General features: G+C 69.9%; 25 protein-coding genes. 8 read left to right on the top strand and 17 right to left on the bottom strand.

Translation table 11 applies throughout. The features are described from left to right. The first annotated feature begins 12 nt into the window (after nt 1-12). Both J2X55_RS00365 and J2X55_RS00360 read left to right on the top strand, forming a co-directional pair. Complete coding sequence (locus J2X55_RS00365) at nt 13-276, top strand: hypothetical protein (RefSeq protein ID WP_309821393.1); 264 nt, start codon at nt 13-15, stop codon at nt 274-276. Next, nucleotides 273-656 carry a PIN domain-containing protein gene (locus J2X55_RS00360; protein WP_309821391.1) on the top strand — a complete coding sequence of 128 codons (384 nt, stop codon included), beginning with the start codon at nt 273-275 and terminating at the stop codon, nt 654-656. The genes J2X55_RS00365 and J2X55_RS00360 overlap by 4 nt, the downstream gene beginning before the upstream one ends. Before the next feature lie 107 nt (nt 657-763). Here the strand turns inward: J2X55_RS00360 and J2X55_RS00355 are convergent, their stop codons facing one another. After that, nucleotides 764-1,348: a TetR family transcriptional regulator gene (locus tag J2X55_RS00355; protein WP_309821390.1), complete on the bottom strand. Its 585-nt coding sequence runs from the start codon at nt 1,346-1,348 to the stop codon at nt 764-766. Nucleotides 1,349-1,463: 115 nt separating this feature from the next. Here J2X55_RS00355 and J2X55_RS00350 point away from each other — a divergent pair, with 115 nt between their 5' ends. Continuing rightward, nucleotides 1,464-2,687, top strand: a complete 1,224-nt coding sequence (locus J2X55_RS00350) for an MFS transporter (RefSeq protein ID WP_309821388.1) — start codon at nt 1,464-1,466, stop codon at nt 2,685-2,687. 14 nt (nt 2,688-2,701) lie between these two features. Here the strand turns inward: J2X55_RS00350 and J2X55_RS00345 are convergent, their stop codons facing one another. After that, nucleotides 2,702-3,958, bottom strand: coding sequence for an MFS transporter (locus tag J2X55_RS00345; protein ID WP_309821386.1), 1,257 nt, complete (start codon nt 3,956-3,958; stop codon nt 2,702-2,704). A gap of 64 nt (nt 3,959-4,022) precedes the next feature. Here J2X55_RS00345 and J2X55_RS00340 point away from each other — a divergent pair, with 64 nt between their 5' ends. Beyond that, complete coding sequence (locus J2X55_RS00340; protein ID WP_309821385.1) at nt 4,023-4,595, top strand: CGNR zinc finger domain-containing protein; 573 nt, start codon at nt 4,023-4,025, stop codon at nt 4,593-4,595. A 31-nt stretch (nt 4,596-4,626) separates the two neighbouring features. On the opposite strand, the gene J2X55_RS00335 is transcribed toward J2X55_RS00340, so the two are convergent. Genes J2X55_RS00335 through J2X55_RS00300 form a run of 8 tightly spaced genes read right to left on the bottom strand, consistent with a single transcriptional unit; the run spans nt 4,627 to nt 11,203 of the window. After that, nucleotides 4,627-5,922, bottom strand: coding sequence for an NAD(P)/FAD-dependent oxidoreductase (locus J2X55_RS00335; RefSeq protein ID WP_309821383.1), 1,296 nt, complete (start codon nt 5,920-5,922; stop codon nt 4,627-4,629). Beyond that, complete coding sequence (locus tag J2X55_RS00330) at nt 5,919-6,737, bottom strand: aspartate/glutamate racemase family protein (protein ID WP_309821381.1); 819 nt, start codon at nt 6,735-6,737, stop codon at nt 5,919-5,921. Before J2X55_RS00330 ends, J2X55_RS00335 begins: the two co-directional genes overlap by 4 nt. Continuing rightward, a complete protein-coding gene (locus J2X55_RS00325) occupies nt 6,734-7,378 on the bottom strand; it encodes an amino acid ABC transporter permease (protein WP_309821379.1) in 645 nt (214 codons plus the stop codon). The genes J2X55_RS00330 and J2X55_RS00325 overlap by 4 nt, the downstream gene beginning before the upstream one ends. Then, complete coding sequence (locus J2X55_RS00320; protein WP_309821376.1) at nt 7,378-8,016, bottom strand: amino acid ABC transporter permease; 639 nt, start codon at nt 8,014-8,016, stop codon at nt 7,378-7,380. Before J2X55_RS00320 ends, J2X55_RS00325 begins: the two co-directional genes overlap by 1 nt. A gap of 1 nt (nt 8,017) precedes the next feature. Further along, entirely contained in the window at nt 8,018-8,800 is a 783-nt protein-coding gene (locus J2X55_RS00315) for an amino acid ABC transporter ATP-binding protein (protein ID WP_309821375.1), read from the bottom strand. Between the two features lie 54 nt (nt 8,801-8,854). After that, the gene (locus J2X55_RS00310; RefSeq protein WP_309821373.1) at nt 8,855-9,727 is read right to left on the bottom strand and encodes a transporter substrate-binding domain-containing protein; all 873 of its coding nucleotides are present in this window, start codon (nt 9,725-9,727) and stop codon (nt 8,855-8,857) included. Nucleotides 9,728-9,770: 43 nt separating this feature from the next. Continuing rightward, the gene (locus J2X55_RS00305) at nt 9,771-10,490 is read right to left on the bottom strand and encodes an SDR family oxidoreductase (protein WP_309821371.1); all 720 of its coding nucleotides are present in this window, start codon (nt 10,488-10,490) and stop codon (nt 9,771-9,773) included. Further along, complete coding sequence (locus tag J2X55_RS00300) at nt 10,487-11,203, bottom strand: SDR family oxidoreductase (protein WP_309821370.1); 717 nt, start codon at nt 11,201-11,203, stop codon at nt 10,487-10,489. Before J2X55_RS00300 ends, J2X55_RS00305 begins: the two co-directional genes overlap by 4 nt. 111 nt (nt 11,204-11,314) lie before the next feature. Between J2X55_RS00300 and J2X55_RS00295 the strand changes: the two genes are divergently transcribed. Further along, nucleotides 11,315-12,256 (top strand): LysR family transcriptional regulator, encoded by a 942-nt coding sequence (locus J2X55_RS00295; RefSeq protein WP_115917132.1) that lies wholly within the window; start codon nt 11,315-11,317, stop codon nt 12,254-12,256. A gap of 68 nt (nt 12,257-12,324) precedes the next feature. On the opposite strand, the gene J2X55_RS00290 is transcribed toward J2X55_RS00295, so the two are convergent. From J2X55_RS00290 to J2X55_RS00260, 7 genes are all read right to left on the bottom strand, one after another. After that, nucleotides 12,325-12,765: a cupin domain-containing protein gene (locus J2X55_RS00290; RefSeq protein WP_115917134.1), complete on the bottom strand. Its 441-nt coding sequence runs from the start codon at nt 12,763-12,765 to the stop codon at nt 12,325-12,327. Further along, entirely contained in the window at nt 12,762-13,331 is a 570-nt protein-coding gene (locus tag J2X55_RS00285; protein WP_309821367.1) for a pyridoxamine 5'-phosphate oxidase family protein, read from the bottom strand. The genes J2X55_RS00290 and J2X55_RS00285 overlap by 4 nt, the downstream gene beginning before the upstream one ends. Before the next feature lie 132 nt (nt 13,332-13,463). Then, a complete protein-coding gene (locus J2X55_RS00280; RefSeq protein WP_309821365.1) occupies nt 13,464-15,185 on the bottom strand; it encodes a beta-galactosidase in 1,722 nt (573 codons plus the stop codon). 13 nt (nt 15,186-15,198) lie between these two features. Further along, complete coding sequence (locus J2X55_RS00275) at nt 15,199-16,719, bottom strand: alpha-N-arabinofuranosidase (RefSeq protein ID WP_115917140.1); 1,521 nt, start codon at nt 16,717-16,719, stop codon at nt 15,199-15,201. Between the two features lie 72 nt (nt 16,720-16,791). Next, nucleotides 16,792-18,141 (bottom strand): sugar ABC transporter substrate-binding protein, encoded by a 1,350-nt coding sequence (locus J2X55_RS00270; protein ID WP_309821362.1) that lies wholly within the window; start codon nt 18,139-18,141, stop codon nt 16,792-16,794. Between the two features lie 137 nt (nt 18,142-18,278). After that, on the bottom strand, nt 18,279-19,214 hold the full coding sequence (locus tag J2X55_RS00265; RefSeq protein WP_220338148.1) for a carbohydrate ABC transporter permease: 936 nt from the start codon (nt 19,212-19,214) through the stop codon (nt 18,279-18,281). Beyond that, a complete protein-coding gene (locus tag J2X55_RS00260; protein WP_115917144.1) occupies nt 19,211-20,134 on the bottom strand; it encodes a carbohydrate ABC transporter permease in 924 nt (307 codons plus the stop codon). The genes J2X55_RS00265 and J2X55_RS00260 overlap by 4 nt, the downstream gene beginning before the upstream one ends. Before the next feature lie 110 nt (nt 20,135-20,244). On the opposite strand from J2X55_RS00260, the gene J2X55_RS00255 reads away from it, so the two are divergent. From J2X55_RS00255 to J2X55_RS00245, 3 genes are all read left to right on the top strand, one after another. Further along, complete coding sequence (locus J2X55_RS00255) at nt 20,245-21,291, top strand: LacI family DNA-binding transcriptional regulator (protein ID WP_309821360.1); 1,047 nt, start codon at nt 20,245-20,247, stop codon at nt 21,289-21,291. Nucleotides 21,292-21,469: 178 nt separating this feature from the next. Further along, entirely contained in the window at nt 21,470-25,321 is a 3,852-nt protein-coding gene (locus J2X55_RS00250) for an RICIN domain-containing protein (RefSeq protein ID WP_309821358.1), read from the top strand. A 181-nt stretch (nt 25,322-25,502) separates the two neighbouring features. Next, nucleotides 25,503-26,549: an NAD(P)-dependent alcohol dehydrogenase gene (locus J2X55_RS00245; protein WP_115917146.1), complete on the top strand. Its 1,047-nt coding sequence runs from the start codon at nt 25,503-25,505 to the stop codon at nt 26,547-26,549. Nucleotides 26,550-26,826 lie beyond the last annotated feature (277 nt).

The raw sequence follows: 26,826 nt of genomic DNA, 5'->3' as shown, positions 1-26,826 counted from the left end.
TACACTCGCCGCATGCCGACCACTCGACCGCGCACGCAAGTGACGCACACGCGCGCGGTCGAACAGGCTCTCGAGATTGCGCGTTCCCGATGGCCCGACGAGTCGCCCAGCGCTCTGCTCATGCACCTGGTCGTGCGGGGCGGGCAGGCGATCCAGGATGAGGAGTCGCTGAAGGCGATTGATCGTCGCGCCGCCGTGGACGCGGCGGTGCAGCGGCTGGCGGGGGTCTATCCCGACGGGTACCTCCAGGAGCTCCGCGGGGACTGGCCCGAGTGATCGTTCTCGATGCCGGGGTCGTCATCGCCCTGTTCAGCCCGGACGATGCCCACCATGACCGGGCGAAGGCTCTCTTCTCCCGGCAGTCGGGGCCTTTCCTTCTGCACTCGCTGACCGTCGCGGAGACCCTTGTCGCCGCCGCGCGTGTCGGGCGCGAGGGGGAGTTGTGGGACGCCCTGCGCAGCCTCGGGGGAGAGGTGGCGGTGATGGGGCCCGATGAGCCCCTGCTGCTGGCGCGTCTGCGTGCCACGTACGCGCTGAAAATGCCCGACACGTGCGTCCTGGCGGTGGCGGTCCACCTGCGCGTCCCCGTCGCCACCTTCGATGCGCGACTTGCCGCCGTGGCTGACGAGATGTCGCTCTTGTTCCCCGTCGACTGATCCGGCGCGGGTCCTCCCCGTCCCGCTCGGTACGGACGGCGTTTCGGCGTGATGCGGTGTCGCCCGTGGATGCGCGGCAACCGCCCGCGGCGCGGTCCCGCGCGCCCTCAGTGCTCCTCGCGCCACCCCCGGTCGAGGATGCGGAAGCCGGCCTCGATGGTCGCCTCGGCGTCATTGTGCTCGAAGGCGAGGATCTGCAGCTGGAGAACCATGCGCGCGTAGACCCGCACCTCGGCGTCGGGCTCGTCGCGTCCCGTGGTCTCGGCGATCGCCTGAGCGAGGGCGTCTTCGTGGCGGAGCCACATGCGTGAGGCGTACTCGCGCAGCGGCGGCGTGGTGTCGATGAGTTTCATGAACTGCCGGCGGTGGTCGCCCGAGGGGTCGAAGGCGAGGCCGATGAGCTCGCGGCGGTAGAGGTCGCGCAGGGCGTCGGAGACCGAGACGCCGGGTGCGCGGTCCCGCACGGCATCCACGAGCATGTCGCGCTGGGCATCGTCCTCGTCGAAGACGAGCGCCTCCTTCTGTGGGAAATGTGCGAACACGGTCGTGGGGGACACGTCGGCGGCCTCGGCGACCTCGCGGATGCTCACCGCGTCGAAGCCGCGTTCGACGAAGAGGATCGTCGCGGCGTCCGAGATGGCCTTACGGGTGGCGGCCTTCTTGCGTTCGCGGCGTCCGGGTTCCGTGCTCATGGGTCCATCTTAGTGGCCTCGCTCCAAAACTGTATTGACACCGAAACTGGTATAACTACAGTTATGGTATGACTTCACCTCAGCCCCCCTCACCCAAGGCCGTCGCGCCTGGGTCATGCTCGTCGTCATCACGACGCTCACCACCGCCGGCATGACCGTCGTCCTGCCCGTCCTTCCCTTCGTCGTGCTTCGCTACGTCTCGAGTCCCGCGGATCTGGCCGTGTGGGTCGGCATCCTCGAGACGATCAATGCGCTGTGCGCCTTCCTGGTCGCGCCGTTCCTCGGCCGCATCTCCGACCGCTTCGGCCGTCGACCGGTGATCATCGTCGCCGGGTTCGGCGCCGCCCTCGGCTTCCTGCTCTTCGGAATCGGTGGCGCGATCTGGGTGCTGCTGCTCGGCCGCATAGTGCAGGGCCTCACCGCCGGCGACCTCCCCGCCCTCTTCGCCTACCTCGCCGACATCACCCCGCCCGACAAGCGCGCTCGCCGCTTCGGCGTGCTCGGCGCCACCGCCGGAATCGGCACGATGGTCGGCCCCGCCCTCGGTGGGACCCTCGCTGCGATCGACGTCGACCTGCCCGTCTTCGTCACCGCGGCCCTCGCCCTGACGGTCGCCGTCCTCAGCATCTTCCTGCTGCCCGAGAGCCTCGAGCCCGCCAAGCGCATCACCTCGCTCGATCTGCGGGCGGTTCATCCCTTCGCGGTCTTCCGAGGCGTCTTCCGGCGGCCCGAGCTGCGGGGCCTCATGATCGGCCTCATCCTGGTGGGCCTGCCGTTCGGCTTCTTCGTGAACAATTTCAGCGTCCTCGCGCTCGATGCGATCTCGTGGAGCCCCACCGCGATCGGCCTGCTGACCGCGTGCGTCGGCATCATCGACATCGCCATCCAGGGCGTGCTGCTCGGCTTCCTGCTGCCGCGCATCGGCGAGCGGGGTGTCGTGGTCAGCGGCATCGTCACCCAGGCGGTCGGGCTGGTCGCCCTCGCGGTGGTCGCGTCGCTGATCGCTCAGCCGTGGCTGTTCGTCGTGGGTGCGCTGACACTCGCGGCGGGCCAGGGCGCGGCTCAGGCCACGATGGATGGCCTGCTCTCCAACGCCGTCGCAGACGACGAGCAGGGCTGGATCGCCGGGGCCGCGCAGTCCCTCAACGCCGCCGTCGGCACCGTCGCGCCGCTGGTCGCCGGGCTCCTCTACGCCCATGTCGCGCACGCGGCGCCCTACGTGCTGGGTGCCGCGCTCATGGTCGCCGCCGCCGTGGTCATCGGCCGCACGCGCTTCACGAGCCCGTCTCTGCGGACGAAGACTCCGGATGCCGCGGAGCCCGTGATCGCCACGCCGTGAGGCGCTGCCGCGGGTCAGCGCAGGGCGATGCTCGCGGTGGTGCCGATGGTGCGAAGGGGGGAGGCCGCCACCCACACGACGGTGAGCGCCACCCCGACGCACCCCACCGCGATCCCGGCCCGGGTGCCCAGGGCTTCGCCCGCGAGGCCGCCGAGGCCCGCGCCTATCGCGACGACGCCGTACGAGATCCACCGCACGGTCGCGTTGACCCGTCCGAGCAGGTGGTCGGGCGTCCGCAGCTGCCGGAGGGTGAGAGCCACCACGCTCGACAGTGACGTGCCCGCGCCGTTGACGGCGAAGACGCCCACGAGTGCGGCGACGATCACGGGCGTCGACCACGCGGCATCCACGAACGGGATGACGCCGAGAACGAGGCTCTCGGCTCCGGCGCAGGCGATGAGCATCGGTCCGACGCCGAAGCGCCGCACGCTCGCGGGGGCGGCCGCGGCGCCGACCACGGCTCCCACCGCGCCGAGGCTGAAGACGAGACCGAGATGCCCCGCGGTCAGGCCGAGCTCGCGCACGGCGTGGACGAGCAGCAGAACGGTGATCCACTGGGCGAACAGGTTGTAGATCGCCGAGAACCCCACCAGTGAGACCAGATAGCGATCGTGTCGCACGAACCCCAGTCCCTCCCGGAGCTCGGCGAGCGCGCCGCGGCGCTGCGGGAGGGGGTCGGACTCGGATGAACGGATGCCGAGGAGTGCGACGGCCGAGACGGCATAGGTCACGGCCTGCGAGAGGAGGGCCCACGGGGCCGTCAGAGTCTGCACGAGCCAGCCGCCCAGGCCCGGTCCTCCGACCTGCGCGGCGGAGGCGGTGGCCTGCAACCGGCCGTTGGCCCGCTCGAGGTCGTCTCGCGCGGCGACCGTGGGCAGGAACGACTGGTATGCCACCTCGAATGCGACGGTGAAGGCCCCGATGACGAAGATGAGCCCCAGCAGCACGGGGAGGGTCAGCGCCCCGGTCACGGCCACGGCGACGAGAACGACGATGAGGGCCGCGCGCGCGATGTCGGCGGCGACGAGGACGGGGCGCCGCCGCCGCCGGTCGACCAGCACGCCGAGGGGGAGTGCGAGCAGAAGGAACGGCAGCCAGCGGGCGACCCCGACGAGCCCGGCCTCCGCGGCCGTCGCGTGCAGGATCACCACGGCCAGCAGGGGGACGGCGAGATCGCCGACCTGGCTGCCCACGGCCGAGGTCGTCTGCGCCAGCCAGAACCGATGGAAGTCGCCGCCCAACCGTTTCCTAATGTGTGTTTCCGTGTTCATCCGTTAAACCTGTCGGTCCCGGGGGTAACGCGTCAAGACCTCTTCGCGCATTAGGATGTCCGGTATGGGCGCGACGACGTTTCCCCGCGTCGGAGGCCACCCGGCCTTCGACCTCGTCGACACGGTGCACTGGCGTCTCGACGACGCCCGCGCCATCGACACCCTGCCGGACGTCGAGGCGGTGCTCGATTGGTGCGCCGAGATCGATCTGATCGCCGATCCCGACACCCTCCGCGCTCTCGCCTCCGCCGCACCCGAAACGGCCGCGGCGGAGCACACCGCGATCATCGCGCTCCGCGAAGCCGTCTACGAGGCCGTCTTCGAAGAGTCACCGGATGCCGTCGCCCTCATCGCCCGTGAGCACATCGACGCCCTGAGCCGTTCGAGCCTGCACCGAGACGGCGAGCGGTGGCACTGGCATCCGCCCGCCGACCTCACCGGTCCGCGCGCGGCGATCGCCCACCTCGCCCACGACCTGCTGACCTCGGACCTTCGCGCGGCGCGCCAGTGCGGCGACGACGCGTGCGGCTGGGTCTACCTCGACACCTCTCCCCGACACAACCGCATCTGGTGCACCGCCGCGGGCTGCGGCAACCGCAACCGCGTCAAGCGGCATCACGCGAGATCGCGCGCCTGAGGTCGAACCTGCGTCGACGCGCCTCCGCGTGTCACACGACGCCGGACACCGGCTCCGCCTGGGCGAGCGCGAATGCGTCCAGAAGGCGCTCGGTATCGGCGAGCTGGTCGGTCCACACCGCGCGCACGATGTCGATGCGGTCGTCGGCATCTTGAAGACCGGCCAGGTACGACGCCAGGGGCACATACCCCGCGCGTGCCGACTCGTGCAGCGCCAGCATGCGCAGAGCCAGCGCGGTCTGCACGCCGTAGACGGGAATCTGCGGTCCGCGCGGCGCCGACAGCCCGATGTAGTACAGCTTGTCGAGCCCGACGGGCACGATGCCGGCCGCGAGGCGCAGGGGCACGCCGTTCCGCCGCGGTACGAGGGCATCGTCGAGGAACGGCAGCGAGGCGTGGAAGCCGGTGGCCCACAGGATCGTGTCGTACTCGCGGGCCTCGCCGTCGGCGAAGTGCACGGTGCGCCCCTCGATGCGCTCGATCCCGGGTCGCACGGCGATGCGGCCGTGCTGAAGCCAGTACAGCAGCAGCTCGTTGACGACCGTCCGCCCCTCGGCGAGCGTGCGATACGTCGGCTGGGGCAGTCCGGGATAGTCCTTCGCCTCGCCGATCGACACGCGCGCGAGCACGCGCGCGATCAGGTCTTGCTCGTCGGGGGCGAACTGCCCCATCCACGGGATCTCCTGACGGGGGACGCCGAAGTAGCTCTTCGGCTGGAAGTACATGCCCTCGCGGATGACGATGTCGACGTCGAGCCGATGCTGCGCGGCGTCGGCGGCCAGGTCGCATCCGGAGTTCCCGGCCCCCACGACGAGCACGCGCGTTCCCTCGATGTCGCCGGTGTTCCGGTACGAGCCGGAGTGCACCTGCTTCCCGGTGAAATCCGCCGAGATGGCGGGACGCTTCTGGTCCCACAAGTGACCGTTCGCGACGAAGACGCCGTCGTAGTCGATGCTCTCGCCGGTGTCGAGGGTGACCGTCCAGCCGGCGGATCCCGTGGGTCCGTCGCCCGCCCGCGGCACGACCGAGACCACCGCGGTCTCGAAGCGGATCACGTCGTAGAGGCCGTGCTCGCGCGCGTACGACTCGAGGTACGCGCGCACCTGGTCGCGCCGGGGGAAGTGGGGGTAGTCCGCGGGCATCGGGAAGCCCTCGAAGCCGGTCATGTCGCGCGAGGTGATGAGATGCAGCGCGTCGTAGTCGGTGTGCCAGTGGCCGCCGACGCGGTCGGTCTTCTCGAAGCAGTCGGCGTCGTACCCGGCCGCGCGCAAGCGCTGGAGGGCCGAGATACCGGCGGCGCCGGCTCCGATCACGCAGTAACGGGTCATGCGGGTGTCCTTTCGGGTGACGGAGCTCCGTCGGAGAGGCGTCGGGCGGCGGCGGCGAGCGCGATGGCCCGTTCGCCGTGGGGTCGGGGGTAGCCGCGGTCGGTCGGCCGGATGCCGGCGTCGGCGAGACGGACCAGCGAGAGCACCTGCTCCATCGCGAGCAGGTTCGGATCCCACACCGGTACGTCGGGGGCACCGCCCACCGAGGCGTAGCCGTGGGAGGCGAAGAGGGCGCCGAGGTACCCGCATCCGACGATCACGGCATCCGCGCCCTCGTCGACGGCCTCGCGAGCGGCGGCGTCGAAGCGCGAGAGGAGGTCGTCGGGTTCGGCGACCGCCCGGGTGACATCGGCGAGGGTCGATTCGGGTGCGTACGCCCGCACGGGCCGACCCCGGAGGAACCCGCTCGCGCCGTGGGCGCGGAGGTCTTCGGCGAACAGCGTCTCGAGAGCGGGCGCGACGGTGACCACGGCCGCGCGCCGGGCGAGCGAGCCCGTCGCTCGGGCCACGGCATCCGTCAGGGTGGACACGGGCACCGGCACGGCGTCGCGCACGGCCACCGTCGGGGCGCCCCAGCAGCCCACGACGATCGCGTCGCTCGCGGGGAGTGCGTCGATGGCGGTCGACAGCACGGCGGCATCGCTCAACAGCCGGTTGGCGGGGGTCCGGATGCCACCGGCGTCGGTGTCGACGTGACGCACCCGCACCTCGGCTTGCCCGGCCGCGAGCTGTCTCACGTGCGTGCGCAGAAGTTCCCACAACGGGGCGTGGGCGGGGTCTCCCACCGTCGCCTCGATCCACGTGAGGCGCATCATGAGTGCCCCCGCGCGAGACGATGCTCCACCCAGACCGACACCCAGGTGGCCGGCACGGCGATCGCGGCGTAGATGAGACCGGTGACGGCGTACACGGTGAGGTACGCGAAGGTGAGCGAGCTGACCTGGTACGCCTGGCTCATCAGCTCGTTGACCGAGATCGAGTACGCCAGCGACGTGCCCTGGAACGACTGGATCGCCAGGCCCATCAGGGCGGGGATCGACGAACGTAGTCCCTGCGGCAGAATCACCCGCGCGAACGTCGGCAGGCGCGACAGGCCGAGAGCGGCCGCCGCTTCGCCCTGCCCGCGCGGAACGGACTGGATGCCGGCGCGGATCATCTCCGACGAGTACGCCGCGACCGTGAACGTCAGGCCGGCGGCCGCCGACCAGAAGTTGCTGAAGAGCACCCCGGCCGCCGGCAGTCCGTAGTACACGATGTACAGCACGACGAGAGCCGGGATGCCGCGGCCGACCTCGACCACGACGAGGGCGGGCCAGCGCAGGCCCCGGTGCACGGACGACACCCCGAGGGCGAAGACGAGTCCGATCGCGTAGCCGAAGACGACCGAGAGCGCCGTCAGCTGCAGGCTGACCCCGAGTCCGTCGAGGAGGCGCGGGAGGTACATCGAGAGGTCCATCAGGCACTCCTTCTCAGGCGCGCGTCGAGCCGGCGCGCCACGATCGCCAGCGGGATGCTGATCACGACGTACACGGCGGCGGCGACGAAGAACGGCGTGAGTCCGGCGGTCATGGGGTTCTGGCGGACGAACGTGTTCGCCGCGAACACCATGTCGGTGACTCCGATCGTGGAGGCGATCGATGAGTCCTTCACCAGCGCGAGAAGGAACGTGGCGATCGAGGGCAACGCGGTGCGTACCGCCTGCGGCGCCAGCACCCGCACGAAGGTCGACCGCCGACCGAGGCCGAGTGCTCGCGCGGCTTCCGTCTGCCCGGCGGGGAGCGTTGCGAAGCCTCCGCGGTAGATCTCGGCCAGGTAGGCCGCCGAGATGACCCCGAGCCCGATGATCGCCGCGGCGAGGGCGTTGAAGCGCAGCGCGCCGAACGAGACGCCGAAGAACAGCAGGAAGAGCCACACGATGGGCGGGACGCCGCGGATGAGGTCGATGACGAAGCGCACGATCACCCGCACGGCGCGGTGCCGGGACCGCAGCCCCCGCAGCAGCGGGATGCCACCCACGAGGCCGATCGCGAACGCGGCGGCGGCCACGAGGAGGGTCATGGGCAGTCCGAGCAGGACGGCGACGACAGCCTCCACGTCAGCGCTCCAGGACGGCCGAGAGGAACCGGCGGGTGCGCTCCTCGGTCGGCGCGGCCATGATGGCGCGAGGGTCGCCCTCCTCGATGATGCGGCCGTCGGCCATGACGACGAGATGGTCGGACACGTCGCGCGCGAACTGCATCTCGTGGGTGACGACGATCATCGTCATGCCGCTCTCGGCCAGCTCCCGCATCACGGCGAGCACCTCCACCCCCACCTCCGGGTCGAGGGCGCTGGTGGGCTCGTCGAACAGCATCGCGCGGGGGTTCAGTGCGAGCGCGCGCACGATGGCGATGCGCTGCTGTTGGCCGCCCGAGCAGCGGCCGGGGTGCTGCTGCGCCTTGTCGCGCAGTCCCACGCGCTCCAGGAGCGTGAGGGCGCGCTCTTCCGCCTCGGCGCGGGAGCGGCCGAGGATCTTCTCCTGCGGGTAGGCGACGTTGCGCAGGACGGTCATGTGCGGGAAGAGGTTGAACGACTGGAACACCATCCCGACCTGTCGGCGCAGTGCCAGGAGCGAGCGGTCCGAGACTCTCGCACCGGCCTCGATCGTGGTCGTGCCCACCGTGACGGTGCCGCGATCGGGCTGTTCGAGCAGGTTGACGCAGCGCAGTAGCGTGCTCTTGCCCGAGCCCGACGGTCCGATGAGCGCGGTGACGCTGCCGGCGGCGACGGTCATGGAGATGTCATCGAGCACGAGGTTCGTGCCGAAGCTCTTGGACAGGTGCGAGATCGTGACGCCCGCGGTGGCGAGCTCGTTGGCCTCGGTGATCAGCTGGGGCATGGGGGGCCTCTCGGAGGAATCGGGGCGCCCGCGCAGGGCGGGCGCCCCGTTCGGTCATCGAATGGAGGTGGCCGCGACGTCGGCGGGCACCAGCAGATCGGAGGGCAGGTCGTACTGCTTCAGCAGGTCGGCGAGCGTTCCGTCGGTGCGGTACTGGTCGATGAGGGCGCTGAGGGCGTCGGACAGTGCGGTGTTGTCCTTCGAGACGGGGAAGGCGATCAGGGGCTTGGTCTGCGTGATCGAGACGCGGGGATCGGCCTGGATGGGCTCGACCTTGTAATCGGTGTCGGCGTAGGCCGCCACCGCGACGGCGTAGCCGTCGAGCGCCGCCTGGATACGACCCGCGACGAGGTCCTGCTTCATCTCGACCGTGCCGGGGTACTGCTGCAGCTTGCTGCCCAGCAGGGGCGCGAGCTCTTCGTTCCACGAGAAGCCGGTGCCGGTGCCCACGGTGCCGACGCTCTCGAGCGCGTCGACGGTGTCGATGCCGTCCTTCGAGACGACGCCCATGGTGTCGTACATCGTCGGGGTGGTGAAGCCGACCTGTTCGGCACGCGTGGGCGTGACGTACCAGCCGCCGGTGATGATGTCGGTCTTCTTCTGCTCCGTGATCATCGGGATGCCGTTGGCGTAGGTGATCGGCACGTAGCTGAGGGCGAGGCACTCGGCGGCGGCGAGCTTCTCGATGACGTCGATCTCGATGCCCGAGGCGCCGCCGGAGCCGTCGGTCTGGGTGTACGGCGGGTTCTCGGGAACGCCGACGGTCAGCGTGCCGGGCGTGAACGTCGTCAGCCCCTCGTCGGCGGGCGCGCAGTCCGACGCGACCGAGGAGGTCGGAGCGGCGCTTGCACAGCCGGCGAGGGCGAGACCGGATGCCGTGAGCAGGGCGAGGACGCGGGAGGAGCGGCGGAGCGTGATGCGGGTCATGGTGCTGTTCCTTCGGGTGGGGTGCGGGTGGGTGGTGCAGGTCTCACGCGGCGGTCAAGCCGCCGTCGATGGTCAGGACGGAACCGGTCACGAAGGACGCGTCGTCACCGACGAGGTACGCCACGAGCGGGGAGATCTCGTGCACCTGGGCGCGGCGACCGAGGGGCGCGGCCGAACTCGATCCGCCCGCGGGCTCGTCGTCGTTCATCGCGGTGTCGACGCCCCCGGGGCAGATGACGTTGACGCGCAGCCGCGGCGCGAGTTCGACCGCGGCCGCGCGGGTCAGGCCGAGCAGCGCCGCCTTCGATGCGGAGTACGCCGTGTAGCCGGCCGCGCCGACGAGGGCCGCCGTCGACGAGACGTTGACGATGGAGCCACCGTCGACCATGACGGGAGCGAGCGCCCGGATGCCGAGGAACGCGCTGCGCGTGTTCACCGCGAACTGGCCCTCCCACTCGGCGAGTGGCGTGTCGACGAGGGCCCGGTGCCGCAGGATGCCGGCGTTGTTGACCAGCGCCCAGAGGGGTGCGTCCGCGGAGCGCAGCTCGTCGGCGAGGGTCGACCACTCGTCCTCGGACGAGACGTCGAGGTGGCGGTAGCTCGCGTCCGCTCCCCGGTCACGCAGGCGCTGCGCCGTGCGCTCGCCCTCGTCGTCGCGCATGTCGGCGACGATGACGGCGTACCCGCGCTCGGCCAGGAGCTCCGCGTGGGCCGCTCCCTGACCGCGAGCCGCGCCCGTGACGACCACGATGGGAGCCCTCACCGCATCACGTCCCCGCCGGAGAGGACGACGGTTTCGCCCGTGAGGAACGCGCCGTAGTCGGGTTGCGAGACGAGCCACACCCAGGCGGCGATCTCCTCGGGCTGCGCAACGCGCCCGAGCGGAATGGATGCCGCCGCGGCATCCATTCGTCCCGTCGCGGCGTTCCCGGGGGTGGCGACCCAGCCGGGGGCGATGCCGTTGACGCGGATGCCGTGCGGGGCGAGCTCGAGCGCGAGCGACTTCGTCAGCATGACCACCGCTGCCTTCGAGGCGCCGTACAGCAACTGCCCGGGCGAGACCTGGAACGCGTCGACGGAGGCGAAGTTGACGACCGACGCGCCCCGCGCCAGGCGCGGTCGGGCGGCGGCGATGACATTCAGGATGCCGAGGACATTGATGTCGAAGACGCGGCGGAAGAGGTCGTCGTCGTAGGTGTCGAGCGTCGTCGGCGGGTAGACGCCGGCGATGTTCGCGACGACGTCGATGGCATCCTCCAGCTCGAGGGCATCGTCGATCGCGCTTTCGAGCGCGGCCCGGGATCGCACGTCGGCGACGACGGAGACGTACGTCTCTTCGAAGCCCCGGGGCGCGGAGGTGGCGGCGACGTCGACTCCCAGCACGCGGTAGCCCCGCTCGAGGAAGAGAGCGACGGCGCTGGCGCCCATTCCGCTCGCGGCGCCCGTGATGAGGGCGACCCCCGCCGTTCCGTGCATGTGTGTCTCCGTCCGACTCGCTGATGACTGGTTCCAGTGCATCAGCGGGGCGGGATCAGAGCCAGACTTGTTTCGCTATGGTGGCCACAGGTAAAACCTTGGAGTCCGTGGATGCCGCTTCCCACCGTCAGACAGCTCGAGTACTTCGTCACGGCCGCGCGCGTCGGCACGTTCGCCGCGGCGTCCGCCGAGCATCACATCGCCCAGCCGAGCCTGTCGGAGCAGATCGCCGTGCTCGAGCAGAACCTGGGGCTGCGGCTATTCAGTCGCACGTCGCGGCGCCTGACCCTCACCGACGCGGGGCGGCAGCTTCTTCCCCTGGCCGAGCGCGCCGTCAACGACGTGGTGGCCCTGGCCGACTTCGGTCGTCGCGTGAAGGGAATCGAAGAGGGCACCGTCTCGTTCGGCACCTTCAACAGCGCGCACCTGTACCTGTTGACCGACCTCATTCGCGAGTTCCACGATCAGCACCCCGGCGTGCGGATCCGTGTCACGGGCCTGAACTCGGCCGAAGTCGCCGACGCCGTGCGCGCCGGCGAGCTCGAGGCGGGTCTCGTGCAGCTCCCCGTCGACGACCGCGACCTCGTCGTCTCGCAGAGTGTCTTCTCCGATCAGGTGGTCTACGTCTCGCGTACGGCCGCGCACACCGCCCAGCCCGTCACGATCGAGACTCTGGCATCCCGCCCCCTCATCCTTTCGGAAGCTCGTTGGTCACAGGATGATCCTTTGCGTGTCTCGATCCTGCAGCGCGCACAGGCCGCGGGCCTGACCCTGCACCCGATCATCGAGGTCGAGTTCCAGACGCACGCGCTCGAACTCGCCGCCCAGGGGGTGGGCGATTCGCTCGTGTCGTACCACGTAGGGCGCTCCGTCATCACCGAGCGCGGACTGCACTGGACGACCCTGACACCCGCGGTGAACGAGCACTACGCCTTCGTCACGCGTCGGGGCGGGGCGGTGTCACCCGCGACGACGGAGTTCATGAAGCTCGCGCACCGGGTGCTGGCTCGCCTCACCTCGAACAGCCCCGTCCTGCCGTCCCCGATGTCCTGAGCCGGGTCAGGGGGCGCGACGGCGTGCCCGATCTGTCGCGAGATCCCGCACCTGACGCCGAACCGCCGTCAGGCCTCGTCGCTCCACGGCATCGGACGCTCGGGGTCGCGGGAGCTGTCGTCCGGCAGGGGTGGGAGCGCCTCGCCGCCCGCGCGGATGCAGAGCCACCGCAGCTCGCCCTCTCCGCCCGGGGTCGCGCGCCAGGTGCGCCAGACGTTCTGCCCGACCCGCACGACGCTGCCGGGGCCGACGTCGACCACGTCGTCGTCGAGGCCCATCTGACCCTGACCCTCGAGGAAGACGTACAGTTCCTCGACCCGGGTGTGCCGGTGCCAGTAGCCCGCCTCCTCGCCGGGGCGCAGAGCGTTCGCCGTCATCCCGATGAACTGCATGGTCAGCTCGTGGTCGACGACGCGTCGCCCGTCGCGGGAGCGGGCCGGGTCGAAACCGCCGAAGTGGTCGCGCCAGTCGTCCAGCCCGCCGATCTCGGTGACCTCGTAGTCGCTCATCGCTTCTCGCTCTCGTTCGCGGGGCCTGTCTGCTGCCAGCCGTCGGCGGTGCGACGGTAGATCGTGCGCAGGTGACGGCGGTCGGGCGACCCCTGCCAGAACTCGACCCGGTCGGGGACGAGTCGCCAGAGCACCCACCCGCCCGGCTCGATCCCGTCGCGGGCGGCGGCGGACCGGGCGGCGAGGTCGGCGGCGCTCTCCTCGGCCGAGGCTTCGACCACCCGCCCGCGCACGCGCACGGCCCGCAGGACCGCCGGCCACCAGAAGTTCAGGGCCGCGGCGGGCTGGGTCGCGAGCTGCGCACTCTTGGCGGAAGCGCGCGGGCCGGCGAAGGCCCACCCCTCCGGGCCGAGGTCCTTGAGAATCAGCGTGCGCGCATCGGGGACGCCGTCGGCATCGACCGTCGCGAGGGTCGCGCCGTGCGCTTCGACGACGCCGGCGTCCACGGCGTGCCGGATCCACCGCTCGAACAGCGCCTCGGGTGCGTCGGGGAGTGGCTCGGCATCCCTCTCCGGGGGAGTCCCGGTGAGCGAGGGGATCGACCGGAGCCACGTAGCCATCGTCATGCCCCCATCCTGCTCCTCCCGGGCGCGCCGCCGGGCGGGAGGGATGCCACGAGAACAGGGGATGCCACGAGAACAGGCCGATCCGCGAGGAATCGGCCTGTTCTCGGCGTACGCACCTGTTCCCGTGACGGACTACTCCTCGAGCTGCCCCAGGGACGGCTCGGCGACGAAGCGGGCGACGGCCTCGACCGCGTGCTCCAGCTCGAGCACGACGATCTCGTTCGCACCCGCGCGCGTTGCGGGACCCGGGACGTACAGGGTGTTCTGCGGCACGTTGTTCCAGTACCGGCCGAGGAAGAACCCGTTGACGAAGGCGAAGCCCTTGCCCCATGAGGTGGTGTCGAGGAACAGATCGGCGGACGCGTCCAGGTCGAAAGAACCCCGCAGCAGCACGCGGCCCACCGAACCGGCTCCCGTTCCTTCCGCGGCCTCGAGGGCGACGGGCGTCGCGGTCCAGCCGGTGAGCGGCTCGCCGTTCAGGGTGACGGGTCCGAACAGGCCCTTGGCCTCGCCGAGGCGATCGGCGTAGTTCACGCGGCCCTGGTCCTCGACGAGGATCGTGAGCCGAGCACCCGCGGGAATGGTCAGGGCGCGCTCGTGCAGTGTCCGCGACAGGCGACCCACGGGTGTGCCGTCCACGTGCACCCACGCCAGATCCCGCACCTCGGCGAACACGAGCGCCGCAGGACCCGAGAACGCGGGCAGCTCCACGTCGTACCGCACGAGCGGGCCGAGGTGCGCGATCTGCTCGAAGCTCGGCGGATCGTCGGCGATCGCGACGGGATTGAGGGCCGGCATCCAATCGCCCTCTCCCGACAGGACCACCTCGAAGGCGGGGGCCTCTGGGCGGGGTGCGGGCACGGCATCGGGAACGGGGGCGTACTTGGCGATGACCTCGCGGAACGCGTGGAACTTCGCCGTCGGGTGCCCCGACTCGTCGATCGGCGCGTCGTAGTCGTACGAGGTGACGATGGGGTCGAAGCGCCCCTTGTCGTTCGCCCCGTTCGTGGTGCCGAAGTTCGTGCCGCCGTGCACCATGTAGATGTTCACCGAGGCCCCGGCCGCGAGCAGCACGTCGAGGTCGTGGGCGGATGCCGCGGGGTCGGTCGTGTGGTGGATGCTGCCCCACCAGTCGAACCAGCCGTCCCAGAACTCGCTGCACATGAGCGGTCCGGTGGGCTGGTGCTCGCGAAGGGTCGCGAGGCGCTCCTCGGACCTCGAGCCGAACGATCCGGTGAGGTGGAGCCCCGGCAGGCTTCCGGCTTCGAGCATCCACGGCATGGGCTGGTCGACCGTGGTCAGCGGCACCGTGATGCCCGCGTCCTCGGTCACGCGCACGAGCTCGCGCAGGTAGGTCTTGTCGGAGCCGTACGCGCCGTACTCGTTCTCGATCTGCACGAGGACGACGTTGCCGCCGCGGTCGATCTGTCGCGGGGCCACGATCTCGTAGACCCGGCGCAGGTACTCCGACACCGCGTCGATGAACTGCGGTTCGGAACGACGGATGCCGATGCCCGGCGTCGAGGTCAGCCACACCGGCAGCCCGCCGTTGTGCCATTCCGCGCAGATGTACGGGCCCGGGCGCACGATCGCGTGCAGGCCCTCGTCGGCGATCAGGTCGAGGAAGCGTCCGAGGTCGTTCCATCCCGTGGCATCCCACTCTCCGCGCACCGGCTCGTGCGCGTTCCACGCGACGTAGGTCTCGATGGTGTTGAGCCCCATCGCCTTGGCGGTGCGGATGCGATCCACCCAGTGATCGGGGTGGATGCGGAAGTAGTGCAGCGTTCCGGAGATGACCTGATGGGGCTTCCCGTCGAGCAGGAAGTCGGTCTCGCCGATGGAGAAAGTCGTCACGGTGTCTTTCGGGTCAGTCGGTGAGGCGCGCGGTCAGGCGCACCCAGGCGAGGGCGGGGAGGAGGAAGCGCAGGATGCCGTCGTCGCCGACCTCTACGGGCAGATCGACGGGAGCGACGGGCTCGCCGTCGGCGGAGTTGGTGGTGTGGCGGTCCCCACCCTCGGGGATCGTGATCACCACGGCCTCGACGTCGGCGACGGAGCCCAGGTCGAGTTCGACGGGGGTCGGGGCGTCGAGATCGCGGTGCGCGAGGAATACCGAGACGGTGTCGCCGTCGACGGTGGCGACCGCGTCGACGGCGTCGACCGGTCCGAGGCGCGGGGTGTCGATCGTCGCGCCATCGACGCGCGGGACGACCACCCGGCCGGATGCCGCCTTCGCGGTGAGGGCGAAGGGGTGGAAGGTGGTCTGCCGCCAGGCGGCGCCGCCGTCGGGCTCGGTGCGGATGGGGGCGATGACGTTGACGAGCTGCGCGAGGTTCGCCATCGACACCCGGTCGGAGCGGCGGATGAGCGTGATGAGGAGCGAGCCGACGACGACGGCGTCGGTGACGGTGTAGTCGTCTTCGATCAGGCGCGGCGCGATCGGCCAGTCGCCGGTGAAGACGCGCGGCTTGTCGACCTCGTTCCAACGGGTCTGGTTCCAGACGTTCCACTCGTCGACGCTGATGCCGATCGGGCGGCCGTCGGGGGTCGTGGCCCCGACCTCGTCGATGATGTCGGCGACTTCGCCGATGTAGCGGTCGAGGGCGACGCCGCTGGCGAGGAAGCCGGCGGGGTCGGAGGGGTCTTCCTCGTAGTACGCGTGGACCGAGATGTGGTCGATCAGACCCGCGGTGTGGCGGAGCACGGTGCGCTCCCACTCGCCGAACGTCGGCATCTCGTGATTCGAGCTGCCCGCGGCGACGAGCTCGACCGTCGGGTCGATGAAGCGCATCATGCGCGCGGTCTCGGCGGAGAGACGGCCGTATTCGTCGGCGGTCTTGTGGCCGATCTGCCAGGGACCGTCCATCTCGTTGCCCAGGCACCACAGGCGGATGCCGAAGGGGTCCTCGCGGCCGTTGTTGCGACGACGGTCGCTCAGGGCGGTACCCGAGGGGTGGTTGGCGTACTCGAGCAGGTCGGCGGCCTCGGCCACGCCGCGCGTGCCGAGGTTGACCGCCTCCATGACCTCGAGGCCCGCGGCATCCGCCCACTCGGCGAACTCGTGCAGGCCCACCTGATTGGTCTCGGTGCTGTGCCACGCGGCATCCAGTCTCACCGGGCGCTCCTCGCGCGGGCCCACGCCGTCCTCCCAGCGATACCCCGACACGAAATTGCCGCCGGGGTAGCGCACGACGGTGGCGCCGAGCTCGCGCACGAGCTCGAGAACGTCGGCGCGGAAGCCCTGGGCGTCGGCGGTGTCGTGCGCGGGGGAGTGGATGCCGTCGTAGACGCAACGGCCCATGTGCTCGACGAACGAGCCGAACAGGCGGCGGGGGACATCGGCTCCGACGGCGGTGCGGTCGACGACGATGCGGGTGGGGGAGGTCATTCGGGTCTCTCCTGGCGGGAAGGGAAGGGGCGGGCCGCATGCGTGCACGCGGACCCGCCCCCGGGGAACTGCTTACTTGTTGACCGAGAAGCCCTGGTCGTTGCCGTACTGGACGAGCTGGTCCTGCCACGCGGTGAGGCCCGCGTTCAGGTCGCTCTTCTTCGAGTAGGCCTGGCCCACGGTGTCGCCGTAGATGCTGTTGGCGTACACCTGGAAGGGCAGGTAGCTCCAGCCCTCGCGGACCTCGCTCGATGCCTGCGTGAGCACCTGGTTGATCTTCTGGCCGCCGAAGTAGTCCGACGCCTTGTCGACGAAGGCGGGGTCGCTGAGCTGAGCGGTGGTCGAGGGGAAGCCACCCGACTCGGCGAAGATCTTCAGGCTCTCGTCGTCGTTGTTGAGCCACTTGAGGAAGCCGGCCGCAAGGGCGGGGTTCTTGCTCTGCTTCGTCACGGCCTGGCCGCCGCCGCCGTTCTCGGCCGTCACGGCCTTGCCGTCGTAGGTGGGGATGGGGGCCACGGCCCACTTGCCCGCGCCGTCCTTCACCGAGGACTCCAGGACGCCCGGCATCCAGGCACCGATGACGAGGGAGGCGATCGAGCCGTCACCGAGGCCCTTGAACCACTCGTCGCTCCAGCTGGGGGTGTCCGAGAGCAGGCCCCCCTCGATGAGACGGTTCCAGTTGTCGGCGAACTTCTTCGAACCCTCGTCCTGCAGGTCGATGGTGACGTCGGTACCCGAGGTCTGGAAGGGCGTGCCGCCGGCCTGCCAGATCATGCTGGTGGTGAAGCCGGAGTCGCCGGTGTCGGCGGTGATGTACTTCGTCGGGTCGGCGGCGTGCAGCTTCTCGCCGGCGGCGACGTACTCGTCCCACGTGGTGGGGACGGCGATGCCGTACTGGTCGAAGACCGACTTGTTGTAGAAGAGGGCCATGGGGCCCGAGTCCTGCGGCAGACCGTAGAGCTTGCCGTCGAAGTTGACCGAGCCCCACGGGCCGGTCGCATAGTCGTCCTTGAGGTCGGCGAAGCCGTACGACGACAGGTCGAGCAGCGAGTCCGAGAGAGCGAACTGCGGGAAGGCGTAGTACTCGATCTGCACGACGTCGGGAGCGCCCGAGCCCGCCTTGATGGCGTTCTGGAGCTTGGTGTACTCCTCGGTGTTCGTACCCGCGTTGACGTAGTTGACCTTGACCTTGGGGTACTTCGCCTCGAAGGCCTTGACCTGCGCCTCGGCCGAGGGGGTCCAGGACCAGTACGTGATCTCGCCGCCGGCCTCGAGGGCCTTCTCGATGTCGTCGGCCGATCCGCCGGCAGCGCCGCCGGCGTTACCGCCCGAGCACGCGGTCAGCGCGCCGACCGTCAGGGCGGTGGCGGCGACGGCGAAGACGGCCCGCCGAGCGGCGGTGCTCTTGCGAATGAATGTCATCGGTTCCTTCACTTCGTTGTTGTGGAGTCGGGGCCGCGAGGCCCCGGGGTGTTGTGTGTTCCGGGGCAGGACGCTCCGGTGGTGTGGTGTTGCGGGTTATTCGGGGGGATGCCCCGGTCAGGGGGAGCGGGGGTGGATCACTCCTTGACGCTGCCGGCGGTCAGGCCCGACTGCCAGAAGCGCTGCAGCAGCAGGAACGCGGCGACGATCGGGATGATCGAGAGCAGCGATCCGGTGATCACGAGGTTGTAGATGGGCTGCGCGGCGACGCCGGTCGCCTGCGCGTTCCACTGGTTCAGGCCCACGGTGAGCGGGTACCAGGCGGGATCGCTCAGCATGATGAGCGGGAGGAAGTAGTTGTTCCAGGTCGCCACCACGGCGAACAGCAGCACCGTGACGATGCCGGGCGTCAGCAGCCGGATCGAGATGGTGAAGAAGGTGCGGAACTCGCCCGCCCCGTCCATACGGGCGGCTTCGAGCAGTTCGGTGGGGATGGCATCCGTCGCGTACACCCAGATCAGGTAGAGACCGAAGGGGCTGATGAGCGACGGGATGATGATCGCCCACGGGGTGTTCGTGATGCCGAGCTGGCTGAACAGCAGGAAGGTCGGCACCGCCAGCGCGGTACCCGGGACGGCGATCGCGCCCAGGACGACGGCGAAGACCGCCTTGCGGCCGCGGAAGTTGTACTTCGCCAGGCCGTAGCCCGCGAGGGTGGCGAGGAGCGTCGCTCCGCCCGCGCCGACGACGACGTAGAGCAGCGTGTTGCCGAGCCAGCGCAGGAAGATCCCGTCGCGGTAGGTGAGGGTCTGCGCGATGTTGTCGAACAGCGCGAAGCTGTTGCCCGGTCCGAGGCCGAAGGTGCTGAACAGATCGGGCTGCGTCTTGGTGGCGTTGATGACCAGCCACGCCAGGGGCACGAGCGTGTACAGCAGGTACAGCGCCATGACGATGCTCAGCACCACGGACTTCTTGCTCCGCGTGGGGGAGGTGTGCGCGAAGCGGCGGCGGGAGCCCTGACGGGGAGCGGTCACGGTGACGGTGTCGGTACGGGGTGCGGTCGCGGTGGTCATCGCGCCTCCTGACGGGAGCCGCGCAGCTGCACGACGTAAGCGATGACGGCGGTGATGACGCCCATGATGATGGCGATCGTGGCCGCGTAGTTGTACTGCTGGCCGGCGAACGAGAGGTTGTAGGCGTACATGTTCGGCGTGAAGAACGTCGAGATCACGTTGGGTGCCAGGGGCTTGAGGATGTTCGGCTCGTTGAAGAGCTGGAAGCTGCCGATGATCGAGAAGATCGTCGCGATCACCACGGCACCACGGACGGCGGGGATCTTGATCGAGAAGATCGTGCGCCAGGCACCCGCTCCGTCGATGGATGCCGCTTCGTACAGCTCGTTCGGAATGGTCTTCAGAGACGAGTAGAAGATCAGCATGTTGTAGCCGACGAACTGCCACGTGACGATGTTGCCGATCGACAACAGCATCCACTCCGGCAGGAACGGCTGAACCACCTGTCCGCCGAGCAGGTCGTTCAGGTTGCGGGTGAGGCCGAACTGGTCGCCGTAGATGTAGCCCCACATCAGCACGGCCACGACGGCGGGCACCGCGTAGGGCAGAAAGATCACCATGCGGTAGAAACCGGCGGCGTGCAGGCGGGCGCTGTCGATGGCGAGGGCCGCGCCGAGAGCCAGCAGCAGCATGATCGGCACCTGCACCACGAGGAAGAGCAGGACGCGACCGAAGCCGTCCCAGAACTTCGCGTCGCCGAACGCGGCGACGTAATTGTCGAGTCCGACGAAGGCGTTGCCGCCGATGAGCTGGTCGCGGAACAGGCTGAGGTACACCGAGTACGCCAGCGGTGCGAGGAAGACGAGCGCGAAGACCAGGGCGAACGGCAGGACGAACAGCCAGCCGCGGTCATCGATTCGGGTGCGCCGTTTGCGCCGCGGGGTGCGCAGGGCGGGCGGGGGTGCCGCGGTGGTCGTCATCGTCCAGTGCCTCTTCGTTGGTGCGCATTTCGGTCGGGTGGCCGAGATGTTGACGTAAACATAACTCGGCCCCGCTAGTGTGTCAACGTCAACATTCCGAGGGGGCACGCATGAGCGAGACGACGACGACGTCGACCGCGATCCCGACGCGAGAGCGGCGACGCGAGGTGTCGATGGCCGACGTGGCCGCGGCCGCGGGGGTGTCGGGCCAGACCGTGTCTCGCGTCGCCAATGGTCGCACGAACGTCGATCCCGAGACGCGCCAGCGCGTGCTCGATGCCATGTCTACCCTGGGGTACCGCCCGAACAGCGCGGCCCGCGCGCTGCGGTCGGGACGCTTCCGCAGCATCGGCGTGATCATGTTCTCGCTGAGCTCCTACGGCAACACGCGCACCCTCGATGCGTTGGCGTCGATGGCCGCGGCATCCGGCTACTCCATCACCCTCATCACCGTGCAGTCGGCCTCGCAGTCGGATGTGTCGGGAGCCTTCCTGCGCCTGCACGAGCACGCGGTCGACGGCATCGTGATCCTCATCGAGACCCACCGGCTCGGCGAGAACGAGCTCTCCCTGCCGACGGGCCTGCCGGTCGTCGTCGTCGACTCGAGCGCCGACTATCCCTACGCCGTCGTCGACAATGATCAGGCCCAGGGTGCCCGACTGGCGACCGAGCACCTGCTCGACCTCGGGCACGAGACCGTGTGGCACGTGTCGGGGCCGCCCGAGTCGTTCGCCGCGGAACGTCGCCGTGACGCGTGGCGCTCGGCCCTCGCGGATCGCGGATGCCGCGTGCCCGAGGTGCAGATCGGTGACTGGACGGCCGATTCGGGGCACCGGATCGGACAGGCGCTCGCGAAGGACCCCGCCGTCAGCGCCGTCTTCGCCGCCAACGACCAGATGGCGCTCGGGGTGATCCGCGCCCTGCACGAGGCGGGACGCGTCGTGCCGCGAGATGTCAGCGTGGTCGGCTTCGACGACATGCCCGAGGCGGCGAACTTCTGGCCGCCGCTGACGACGGTGCGTCAGCGGTTCGAGCGCGTCGGCGAAGAGGCGATGAGCGCTCTGATCGCCGACATCGAGGGCGACGGCGGAGAGCACGCCCGTACCCTCGTGCCCACCTCGCTGGTGGTGCGCGCCAGTTCGGGTCCGCGTTCCTGACCGGCGCGTTGCGCTCCCGGCGGACTGCGTGCCGCATTGAGGGCAACCGTTGCGGTGATCCATAGCGCTCCCTTAGGCTCGGTGTTGACGTCAACATGTTGACGTCAACACCCCCCACCTGAGGTCGCGCCGCTGCGGCCGGATCGGAATGACGATGAAGTCAGCTCGACTGTTGTCGATGACCTGTGCCGTGGCGCTGGCCGCCGGCGCGATCACCGCCACGGCCGCCGTGGCACCGCCGCCCGCCGAGGCGGCCGCCGCCGCTCCCGTGCGCATCACCCCCAACCCCGCCACCGCCTCCGAGAAGCCGTTCGAGGGCTGGGGCACGAGCCTGGTGTGGTTCGCCAACGCGACCGGCAACTACCCCGCCGACGTGCGCCAGAAGCTGTTCGACGCCGTCTTCGGCGACGACGGGCTCAACCTCAACATCGCGCGGTACAACATCGGCGGCGGGAATGCGTCGGACGTCCCGTCGTACCTCCGCCCCGGTGGTGCGGTCCCCGGGTTCTGGAACCCCGACCTGCAGGCGACCGACGCGAACGGCGCGATCACCTCGAACTACGCCGATCGCGCGCGTTACAAGGCGGCCTGGAACCCCGACTACCCCGCCGCCTACGACTTCACGAAGGATTCCGCCCAGCGCTGGTGGCTCGACGCCCTGAAGGGCAAGGTCACGCACTGGGAGGCCTTCAGCAACTCCCCGCCGTACTTCCTCACGCAGAGCGGATACGCCTCGGGCGGCATCAACAACGCGACCAGCGAGCAGCTCGCGACCGAAGACATGGACAAGTTCGCCGGGTACCTCACGACCGTCGTCGACGAGCTCGAGAAAGCGCACGGCATCCGCTTCGACACGATCGATCCGTTCAACGAGCCGAACACCAACTACTGGCAGACGCAGATCCCGAACGGCGCCACCTGGCCGACCGGCGGACGCCAGGAGGGCGCCCACATCGGACCCCAGGCGCAGGATGCCATGGTCAAGGCGCTCGCCGCCCGGCTCGCGCAGCCGAGCACGACGACCGACGCGGTCATCTCGGCGATGGACGAGACCAACCCCGGCATCTTCGCGACCAACTGGAACGCGTGGTCGGCCCAGTCCAAGAGCCTGGTCGACCAGTTGAACGTCCACACGTACGGGACCGACGGTCGCCAGGTCGTGCGCGACATCGCCAAAGCCGCCGACAAGCCGCTGTGGATGAGCGAGGTCGAAGGCAACTGGACCGCTCAGAACAAGGGCTTCGTCACCGACGACATCGAGAACGGTCTCGGCATGGCGCAGCACATCGTGGGCGACCTGCGCGAGCTCGAGCCCGACGCCTGGGTGTTCTGGCAGCCCGTCGAAGACCTTTACAACATGGAGAAGGTCGAGAAGCTCAACTGGGGCAGCGTCTTCATCGACTTCGACTGCAACGCACAGGGTCAGTCCGAGCGTCGCCTCAAGGACGGCGACGCCGACCCCTCCTGCAAGGTGCTGACGAACGAGAAGTTCAACACCGTGCGCAACTTCACGCACTACATCGCCCCCGGCGACCACCTCATGGCCACCGACAACGCGCAGTCGACCGCCGCGATCGACGCCGACGGTCAGGGCGCGTCGATCGTCCACGTCAACGCCGAGGCGACCGAGCGCACCGTGCAGATCGACCTGCGTGACTTCGGCACCGTCGCCCCCGGTGCGACCGTGACCCCGATCGTCACGACGCAGTCGACGGCCGACGCGCCGTCGGTCAACGCGCTGAAGAAGGGTCAGCCGGTCGCCGTCGACGCGGCATCCCGAACCGCGACTCTCACGATCCCCGCGAAGTCGGTCGTGACGTTCGAGATCGACGGCGTCTCGGGGGTCTCTCCCGATGCCGCCGCGTTCCGCGACGGTCAGACCGTGCAGCTCTCGGGCCTGCAGAGCGGCCTCGCCCTCGACGGCGCCTCGACGCTCGCCGTGCGCACCCCGGCCACCACCGCCGACGCGGCCCGCACCCAGTCGTGGACCGTCCGCACGATCGACGGTGAGGGCACCAACCGCCACCGCTTCACCCTCCAGAACGGCAATGGCACCTTCCTGGCCTCGAGCGGAACAGCTACGACCCTCGTGGATGCCGACCCGGCCACGGCCGCGTCGAACCCCGCGCTGCAGTGGATGGCGTCGACGACCGACGGCACGTACTACTCGCTGCTGAATGTCGCGGCCGAGCGCGTCCTCGACGTCAACGGCGCGAGCACCACCCCCGGCGCGTCCGTGGGTCTGTGGACTTCGAACGGCGGAGGCAACCAGCAGTGGCGCATCTCCGGGACCTCGGTCGTCGGGGCCGAGCCCGTGACGGTGGCGACCGCCGTGGGCGTGAGCCCGACGCTCCCGAGCACCGTCGACCTCCGTTACGCCGGTCGGACCCTCCGTAGTGCGGCGGTGAGCTGGCAGCTCGACGGTGTGGACGTCTCGCGCGTGGGAACGGTTCAGGTGCGTGGGACCGGCACCGACCTGTTCGGCAACGCCTTCGAGGCCACGGCCACGGTCGAGGTGGGCCCGTACACCGCCACGCGGTCGGCATCCATCACCGTTCCCGCCGGGAGCGCGCTCGATGTGGTGCGGAGCCAGGCCGACGGCAGCGTGCAGGCGGAACTCAGCCCCTCCGGCTCGGGCTTCTGGGTGCCGGTCCAGTGGAGCTGGGACGGACTCACCGACGCGTCCTTCGCCCAGACGGGGATCGTCGGGGTGACGGGCGTGGCCACCGGGCCCAGCGGAGAGAAGCTCGACGCGCGCCTGACGGTGATCGTCACCGCGGCGTCGGAGCGCAACGTCGCCCCGCAGAGTCAACCATCGGCGACCTTCACCGAGAGCGCGCAGTACGGGGTTGCGAACACCATCAACGGCAGCTCGACCGACAAGGGCTGGTCGAACTGGCGCTCGGGCACGAAGAACGAGCAAGACACGCTGAGCTACGCGCTGAAGCAGCGCGAGACCCTCACGCACGTCGCCGTGCAGTTCTACCGCGACGGCAACACGATGAGCTGGCCAGCGACCCTGCGCGTGGACCGTCGCGTGAGCGGCGGAGACTGGATCCAGGGCGACCTGGTGACCGTGCCCACCCCCTCCAGCGGCGCGCCGAAGGTCGACGTCCCGGTCACCGGTGCTGCCGACGAGGTCCGTGTGGTCATGAACGCCCGTTCGCAGACGCACATGATCGTGTCCGAGGTCGAGATCTTCGCGGCGGCTCCGGCTCCCGCAGGCATCGCCGATCTCGCCCGTCTCACCGTCGGCGACCAGCCGGTCGAGGGTTTCACCCCCGACACGCTGGACTACACCGTCACCTCCACGGGCGCGGCGTGGCCCGAGCTGCACGCGCTGGCCGTTGACGAGGACGCGACCGTCGTCATCACCCAGCCCGGCGCGTCCTCGTCGGCCGACACGGCACGGGTGGCGGCGCTCGCCGCGGCCGGCAACGTGGGAACCGTGCAGGTCACGGCCCCCGACGGCACCTCGCGCACCTACTCGGTCACCGTGAACCGGGCCGTCGGCGTGACGAGCGTCACGGTGACGGGCGAGCCCCGCGTGGGCTCCACCCTGCGGGCAGCGGCCGTGACCGACCCGGCCGATGCGGCCCTGGCGTACGTGTGGATGCGCGACGGCGTCGCCATCGACGGCGCCACTGCCGACAGCTACGCGCTGACGGCGGCCGATGAGGGGCGCCAGATCACCGTCGAGGTGACCGCGACGGCCGCCGGCTTCACGGCGGGCACCGCCCGATCGGCGGCGGTCGTCCCGGCAGCGGCGGTGACCGACCCGGGAACGGGCGGCGGAACGGGCGGCGGCTCGGGCACCCCGGGCGCCGGCTCCGGTTCGGGTGCACCGGGCACCGGCTCGCCCGCGGGCTCCGCAAACACCGGAGCGGGCTCGTCGGCGGCGGACGGCCGCGACCTGGCCACCACCGGCCAGAACACCGAAGGGGTGCTCGTCCTGAGCCTCGGCGCACTCGTCCTGCTCCTGCTCGGAGCCGGGGCGATCGTGCTGCGGCGTCGCCGCACGCGCACGTGACCCTCTGAACCCGAAGGCCGTGCCGGTCGCCTCCCCGCGACCGCACGGCCTTCGGCATTGCCGAGGAGGCCGGGATGCCGGCATCCCTTCCCCTTCGCGCACATCCGTGCAACCCCGGGCCCTTGTGCTCCGACCCGGGGGAAGATGGATGCATCCGCATCGACCCCCTCTGAGGAGACCCATGCACGTCAACGCCTACGCGGCGTCGTCCGCGACCTCGCCCCTCGAGCCCACGACCATCGAGCGTCGTGACGTCGGCCCGAAGGACGTCCTCATCGACATCGCCTACGCCGGCATCTGCCACTCCGACATCCACACCATCCGCGGCGAGTGGGGCGACGTCCCCTACCCGCTGACCGTCGGCCACGAGATCGTCGGCACGGTCGCCGAGGTCGGTTCCGAGGTGACCACCCACAAGGTGGGCGACCGCGTCGGCGTCGGCTGCATGGTCAACTCGTGCCGCGAGTGCGAGAACTGCCTCGCCGGCGAGGAGCAGTACTGCCTGAAGGGCAACATCGGCACGTACGGCGCCAAGGACGTCGACGGCACGATCACCCAGGGCGGCTACAGCGAGAAGATCGTCGTCGACGAGGACTTCGTGCTGCGCGTACCCGAGTCCATCCCCTACGAGAAGGCGGCGCCGCTGCTGTGCGCCGGCATCACGACCTACTCGCCGCTGAACCACTGGAACGCCGGCCCCGGCAAGAAGGTCGCGGTCGTCGGTCTCGGCGGCCTCGGCCACATGGCCGTCAAAATCGCGCACGCCATGGGCGCCGAGGTCACGGTGCTCTCGCAGACGCTCAGCAAGAAGGACGACGGCCTGAAGATGGGCGCTGACCACTACTACGCCACGAAGGACGAAGAGACCTTCTCGGCGCTGAAGAACACGTTCGACCTGATCGTCAACACCGTCAGCGCGCCGCTCGAGCTCAAGAAGTACCTGGGCCTGCTCGCCCGCAACGGCACGATGGTCAACGTCGGCGCCCCGCCGGAGCCGCTGCCGATCGAGGTGTTCACGTTGTTCGCGAACCGCCGTTCGTTCGCCGGTTCGGGTATCGGTGGCATCCGCGAGACCCAGGAGATGCTGGACTTCTGCGCCGAGCACGGTATCGCGCCCGAGACCGAGCTCATCTCGGCCGACAAGATCAACGAGGCCTATGAGCGCGTGCTGAAGAGCGACGTGCGCTACCGCTTCGTCATCGACGCGAAGACCTTCGCCCCCGCCTGACCCCGGCTCCGGCCCCGGATGCCACGGCCCCGACGTTCTTCCGAGCGTCGGGGCCGCGGTGTTACCGCCGTGGGCCCGCCCGGGGGCCGCCTCATGGACTCGCCCGCCTGCCCCGCAGTGCGCGGCGCCCGCGCCAACCCCACGCATAAACGCAATCCGCGCGCATAAACGCGTGCTCCTCGTGTTTCTGCGTGTGGATGCCGTTTATGCGCGCCGCCAAGGGTTACGGCGTCGCGGGATGGGCGGGTGCGTCGGCCTGGTCCGCGTGGGTACACGC

Source organism: Microbacterium sp. 1154, from assembly GCF_031455375.1.
In the GTDB taxonomy this organism is placed as follows: domain Bacteria; phylum Actinomycetota; class Actinomycetes; order Actinomycetales; family Microbacteriaceae; genus Microbacterium.
The sequence above is the reverse complement of the archived record's forward strand: the minus strand, read 5'-3'. Positions and strand labels throughout refer to the sequence as shown.